This is a genomic window from Flavitalea sp. (genome assembly GCF_035489435.1).
In the GTDB taxonomy this organism is placed as follows: domain Bacteria; phylum Bacteroidota; class Bacteroidia; order Chitinophagales; family Chitinophagaceae; genus DATHKG01.
In genome coordinates this window covers 23,966-30,226 of record NZ_DATHKG010000106.1, presented here as the reverse complement: position 1 = coordinate 30,226, position 6,261 = coordinate 23,966, and the positions used below count along the sequence as shown (strand labels likewise).

Annotated in this window: 5 protein-coding genes; all 5 read left to right on the top strand. The window is 44.0% G+C overall.

Features of this window, described 5'->3' with window-relative positions; all coding sequences use genetic code 11:
• Positions 1–1,973 (top strand): elongation factor G (gene fusA / locus VK664_RS17585; protein WP_461399998.1); only part of this gene is annotated, 1,973 nt, incomplete at its 5' end.
• 155 nt (positions 1,974–2,128) lie between these two features.
• Positions 2,129–2,443: a hypothetical protein gene (locus VK664_RS17580; RefSeq protein ID WP_461399997.1), complete on the top strand. Its 315-nt coding sequence runs from the start codon at positions 2,129–2,131 to the stop codon at positions 2,441–2,443.
• A gap of 149 nt (positions 2,444–2,592) precedes the next feature.
• Positions 2,593–4,794, top strand: a complete 2,202-nt coding sequence (locus VK664_RS17575; RefSeq protein WP_461399996.1) for a S9 family peptidase — start codon at positions 2,593–2,595, stop codon at positions 4,792–4,794.
• A gap of 225 nt (positions 4,795–5,019) precedes the next feature.
• Positions 5,020–5,325 (top strand): 30S ribosomal protein S10, encoded by a 306-nt coding sequence (gene rpsJ / locus VK664_RS17570; RefSeq protein WP_458925954.1) that lies wholly within the window; start codon positions 5,020–5,022, stop codon positions 5,323–5,325.
• A gap of 314 nt (positions 5,326–5,639) precedes the next feature.
• Complete coding sequence (gene rplC, locus VK664_RS17565) at positions 5,640–6,257, top strand: 50S ribosomal protein L3 (RefSeq protein WP_461399995.1); 618 nt, start codon at positions 5,640–5,642, stop codon at positions 6,255–6,257.
• Positions 6,258–6,261: the final 4 nt, after the last annotated feature.

Below are 6,261 nucleotides of genomic sequence, written 5' to 3'. Positions count from 1 at the left end.
TTACAATCACTTCAGCAGCAACAACCTGCTTCTGGAATTTCCCGATGGTTCAGGGAAAAAAGGTAGCAGATACCCATCAATATAAATTTAATATCATCGATACACCCGGACACGTGGATTTCACCGTTGAGGTTGAACGTTCATTGCGTGTTCTGGATGGATTGCTGGCACTTTTCTGTGCTGTTTCCGGGGTTGAGCCTCAGTCTGAAACAGTTTGGCGCCAGGCAAATAAATATAAAGTTCCAAGGATCGGTTTCGTAAACAAAATGGACCGGGCCGGTGCTGACTTCCTTAACGTGGTAAAACAGGTGAGGGAAATGTTGGGTGCCAAGGCTGTGCCATTACAGCTGCCAATTGGTGCTGAAGATGGTTTCAAAGGCGTGGTAGATCTTATTACCATGAAGGGAATGATCTGGGATGATGCAACCCAGGGAATGACTTTTAATGAAGTTCCTATTCCTGAAGATATGAAGGCTGATGTTGACGAATGGAGACAACATTTGATTGAAGCTGTTGCTGACTACGATGACAAGCTCCTGGAGAAATTCTTTGATGATCCTAATACAATCACTGAAGCAGAGATTCATGAGGCCATCCGTAAAGCGACTATCGATATTTCCATCATTCCCATGATGTGTGGTTCATCTTTCAAAAATAAAGGTGTTCAAACAGCACTTGATGCAATCGTTCGTTACCTTCCAGGACCACTGGATATCGAAGCTGTAACCGGAATCAATCCTGATACCGGTGAAGAAGTTACCCGGACAGCAGATCCAAAGGGACCTTTTGCAGCTTTGGCTTTCAAGATCATGACCGATCCTTTTGTGGGTCGTCTCGCTTTCTTCCGGGCATATTCAGGAAGACTGGATTCCGGTAGTTACGTTCTTAACACACGTACCGGCAAAAATGAAAGAATCAGCCGTATCATGCAGATGCATGCAAACAAGCAACACCCGATCGATTTTATCGAGGCTGGTGATATTGGTGCAGCTGTAGGATTCAAGGATATTAAAACAGGAGATACATTGTGCAACGAAGATCAACCGATCGTTCTTGAATCAATGACATTCCCTGAACCGGTTATCGCGATAGCTATCGAGCCAAAAACTCAGGCTGACGTTGATAAGATGGGAATGGCAATTGCTAAACTGGTAGAAGAAGATCCGACTCTTCGTGTAAACACAGACGAAGAAACCGGTCAGACTATCCTCCAGGGGATGGGTGAACTTCACCTGGAGATCATCGTTGACCGTATGAAACGCGAGTTCAAAGTTGAAATCAACCAGGGTGCACCACAGGTGGCTTATAAAGAGTCTCTTGGAAAAACAATTGAACACCGTGAAACACTGAAAAAGCAAACCGGTGGTCGTGGTAAGTTCGCCGATATCATTTTTGAAATCGGACCTGCTGATGAAGAATTCCTGAAAGAAGACAAAGGCAAATACCAGTTTGTAAATGATATTTTCGGAGGTTCAATTCCACGTGAGTTTGTTCCTGCGATTCAGAAAGGTTTTGAACAGGCAATGAAAAACGGTGTATTGGCAAATTATCCGCTTGATAATATGAAGGTGCGTGTATTTGATGGTAGTTTCCACGCTGTGGATAGTGATGCGATGAGTTTCGAGCTTTGTGCAAAACAAGGTTTCCGTGAAGCTGCCCGCAAAGCAAAACCAACTTTGCTGGAACCAATCATGAGAGTGGAAGTGTTGACCCCAGACCAGTATATGGGTGATGTTACGGGTGATCTTAACCGTCGTCGTGGTATGCTGGAAGGTATGGACAGCAAACATGGAGTACAGGTAATTAAAGCAAAGGTGCCATTGAGTGAAATGTTCGGGTATGTAACACAGCTCCGTTCATTGTCATCAGGCCGTGCAACTTCAACCATGGAGTTCAGTCATTATTCACCTGCACCAAACAATATCGCTGAAGAAGTGGTAGCCAAGGTGAAGGGTAAAGCAAAGGTTGACTAAGCTTTTATTGTTATAGATTTGAAACGCCCCCCACATTATGTGAGGGGCGTTTTTTTGTAGTTATAACTGATTTTACAACAAACTGTTAATACCATCCTTTGCCTTAAACTTTAAAATCCGCTGACCTTCCAATAGGTATAATAAAACTATTGGCAATGAAAAAGAATATTACCCGCTTCTTCCTGGTTAGTTCAATGTTACTGGGAATGTCCTGGGCCAGCGAAGCCCAGATAGTAGTAAGAGTAAGACCCATGGTTCCACAAGTAAGGATTCACCCGCTGGCTCCATCACCAAGGCATATCTGGATTGAAGGTGAGTGGGTAGGCCGGGGCCGGAATTATGCCTGGCAGGATGGATACTGGGCAATGCCACGCCGTGGACATCGTTATTCAAGAGGATACTGGAGAGATACTCATCACGGTTATGTGTGGGTGCCGGGCAGTTGGCAACGTGGCAGGTACCATCGGTAATTCAACTCAGTCCCTTTGAAAATATACCCTTCTATATAAAGGTTCAAATTTCGTTCACTATTAAGCCCGGCTCAGTCCGGGTTTCTTGTTTTAATTCGCGGGCATTGAACTAATTTTACACCCCTGAGAAAAATTCCACAAAACTTGTTATGGTAAGAAACTTATTTTGTTTGCCTGTTCCGTTCTTATTGTTTTTAGCCTGCTGTTCGTCAGTAGCATTAGGGCAGGGAAATTTGAAATGGGCCAAATCCGGAGATTCTTATTACCGGATTGAGGCGGGAGAGATTGTACAATACCAGCTTCCTGCGCAAACAAGGACAGTACTGGTAAGCAAGGAAAAGTTGAAACCTGCCGGAGAATCAAAATACATTGTGCCGGCATCTTTTTCGCTTACATCCTCCAACGACAAGGTTTTGATTTTTACAAATACCAAAAAAGTCTGGAGGCTCAATACCCGTGGTGATTACTGGGTGCTGGATCTCAAATCAAATACTTTCAGAAAGCTGGGAGCCGGATTACCAGCTTCTTCACTAATGTTTGCGAAGTTCTCCCCCGATGCAAAAACAGTAGCTTATGTGAGTGAGTACAACATTTTTGCAGAAGATGTGGCGACCGGAAAGATAATACAGCTTACTTCCGATGGAAACAGGAAACTTATAAACGGAACTTTTGACTGGGTCTATGAGGAAGAATTCTTTTGCCGTGACGGATTCCGCTGGAGCCCGGATAGTCGCCGGATCGCATTCTGGCAGATCGATGCGCGGCGTACTAAAGATTATCTCATGGTCAACAACACAGATTCCATCTATCCTTTCGCCGTGCCGGTTGAATACCCGATTTCAGGAGAACCGCCATCACCTTTCAAAATCGGGGTGATTGATATTGCTTCTGCCGCTACAAAATGGATGAATTTGCCTACTGATCCTTCTCTCGGCTCCTATCTGCCCAGAATGGAATGGGCAGCCAATAACCAGGAGATTATCGTTCAGCATCTAAACAGGAAACAAAACGAATCAAACCTGATTCTTTGCAACGCTTCTACCGGTGAGCATGATATTATTTATAAGGAAAAAGATTCTGCGTGGATCGACATTCAGCCTTCCTGGGATAATGATTATATCTGGGGAGGATGGGACTGGGTTAACCAGGGTAAAGAATTTCTTTGGACAAGCGAAAAAGACGGGTGGCGGCATATTTACCGGGTTAGCCGGGATGGCAAAAAAGAAACACTGGTCACCAGGGGCAATTACGATGTTATTGATATTACCGGGATAAATGAAAAGACAGGTTTTATCTACTTCACGGCTTCTCCGGATAATGCGACACAGAGCTATCTATACAAAGCCAGGCTTGATGGCAAAGGGACACTTCAAAGAATAACGCCCATAAATCAGAATGGTACTCACAGTTATGATATGGGCCCTGGCGCACTGTATGCCATGCACAATTTCTCTAATCATTATACAGCAACAGTGCAGGAAATGATCACAGTTTCAGATCATAAAGGGATCAATTCAGAGAATAAGGTAAATGAGGCTTTGAGCAAAGCAGACAGTACTAAAGCAAAAACCAGGTTTTTCAGGGTTAAAACAGCTGACGGAGTTGAAATGGACGGCTGGATGGTAAAACCATCGGATTTTGATTCTTCAAAAAAATACCCGGTAGTGTTTTTTGTGTATTCCGAACCTGCCGGCCAGGAAGTGCGGGACGTGTATGGAATAAGCAACAATTGGCTTTACAAGGGTGATATGGCTGCAGACGGTTATATTTATATCAGTATAGATAACCGGGGAACACCGGTTCCTAAAGGCAGCGCCTGGCGAAAATCTGTTTACCGGAAAATCGGGCGTCTGAATATTTCCGATCAGGCAAGTGCCGCAAGGGAAATTTTGAAATGGTCATTTGTTGATACCTCCAGGATTGCAGTGTGGGGATGGAGTGGTGGGGGTTCCGCAACGCTCAACCTGATGTTTCAATACCCGGGAATTTATAAAACCGGGATTGCCGTCGCGGCAGTGGCTAACCAGCGGACCTATGACAATATTTACCAGGAGCGTTATATGGGATTGCCCCAGGAAAATCCGGAGGATTTCAGGGATGGCTCACCGATAACTTATGCATCTAAATTGAAAGGAAACCTTCTGTACATTCACGGCACCGGCGATGATAATGTTCATTATAACAATGCTGAAATGCTTATTAATGAGCTTGTTAAACACAATCGCCAGTTCCAGTTGATGTCATACCCGAACCGCACTCATGGTATTTCGGAGGGGGCAGGTACCGGAACTCACCTGTCGACATTGTATACAGAGTACTTACGGAAAAATTGTCCGCCCGGAGGCCGGTAAAAAGAAACGAATACTTTATATTTGCGCCCCGGATTTTAGACAATAGAGGTTGGCGTAAAGGGGAAACCGGGATGCAATTACATTATTAATCGAATCTGGGGTGCAGGTAGAAAAGGTTGAAGTAAAGGAATTGTTCAGTTTTTTGGAAAAAAGTGCAGAATTCTTTTGCCGATAACAAGATTGCACTTACCTTTGCACTCCCAATTAAAAATTGGATTTAGGCATATGTCTCAGAGAATCAGAATAAAATTACAGTCTTACGATCACAACCTGGTAGATAAATCTGCCGAGAAGATCGTTAAAACAGTGCGTACAACAGGCGCGGTAGTTACAGGACCTATTCCTTTACCTACACGTAAAAAGATTTTTACGGTTCTGCGTTCTCCGCACGTAAACAAGAAGAGTCGTGAGCAGTTCCAGTTGTGCACGCACAAGCGTTTGCTGGACATTTATACTTCGTCTTCACGTACAGTAGATGCGCTTAGTAAGCTCGATCTGCCAAGCGGTGTTGATGTTGAGATCAAAGCATGATGAATGATGAACCCTGTCAGGGTTATTAAATACTGACAGGGTTTTTCTATAAAAGAAGTTCTTTCAATCCTATCTGTAAACAGAGTAATCTTAAAACAGCGCTGGGAGAGGGTAACTGGAAACAGGAACCTGGTAAACAAAATTAAAATATGAACTAGCCCTTCGAGGTTAGTTTACCGTCGGTACTTCCTCTCCCACAAGTGGGAAAATCGGAAAAGGTCGGCGGCAAACGGGGATTGAAGTTGCCAATGATTGCACAGCAGTCATTTTGCGAATGTCTCTTCAACCTTTCGAAGGCACAAATTGTACTAACAATGAAAGGAATTATTGGCAAAAAAATTGGGATGACCAGCATCTTCGGCCCCGATGGTAAGCAGACCCCCTGCACCATTATTGAAGCGGGTCCTAATGTAGTGACCCAGGTAAAGACTACAGAAACCGATGGATACAACGCTATCCAGTTAGCATTCGGCGATAAGAACGAGAAACACACTATCTCTGCCGAAAAAAATCACTTCGCTAAAGCCAATACAGCAGCAAAAAAGTTTGTAAAAGAATTTCGCGATTACTCTCTTGAGAAAACACTCGGTGAAACAATCACTGTAGACATTTTCGCTGAAGGAGATAAAGTTGAAATCGTAGGAACCACTAAAGGAAAAGGTTTCCAGGGTGTTGTAAAACGTCATGGTTTTTCCGGTGTGGGTGGTCAGTCGCACGGTCAGCACGATCGTTCGAGAGCTCCGGGTTCTATCGGTAACTCTTCTGATGCTTCTCGTGTATTCAAGGGTATGCGTATGGCCGGCCGTATGGGTGGTGACCGTGTAAAGGTTAAAGGACTGAAAGTCGTTAAGATCTTTACTGAAAAGAATTACTTACTGGTTACCGGCTCGGTTCCTGGTCATAATGGATCAATTGTCTTAATTCAGAAATAATAGG

Excerpts from the sequence above, each read along its gene's own strand:
- VK664_RS17580 (WP_461399997.1), top strand. The coding sequence starts at position 2,129 with ATGAAAAAGAATATTACCCGCTTCTTCCTGGTTAGTTCAATGTTACTG.
- VK664_RS17575 (WP_461399996.1), top strand. The coding sequence starts at position 2,593 with ATGGTAAGAAACTTATTTTGTTTGCCTGTTCCGTTCTTATTGTTTTTA.
- rpsJ (WP_458925954.1), top strand. The coding sequence starts at position 5,020 with ATGTCTCAGAGAATCAGAATAAAATTACAGTCTTACGATCACAACCTG.
- rplC (WP_461399995.1), top strand. The coding sequence starts at position 5,640 with ATGAAAGGAATTATTGGCAAAAAAATTGGGATGACCAGCATCTTCGGC.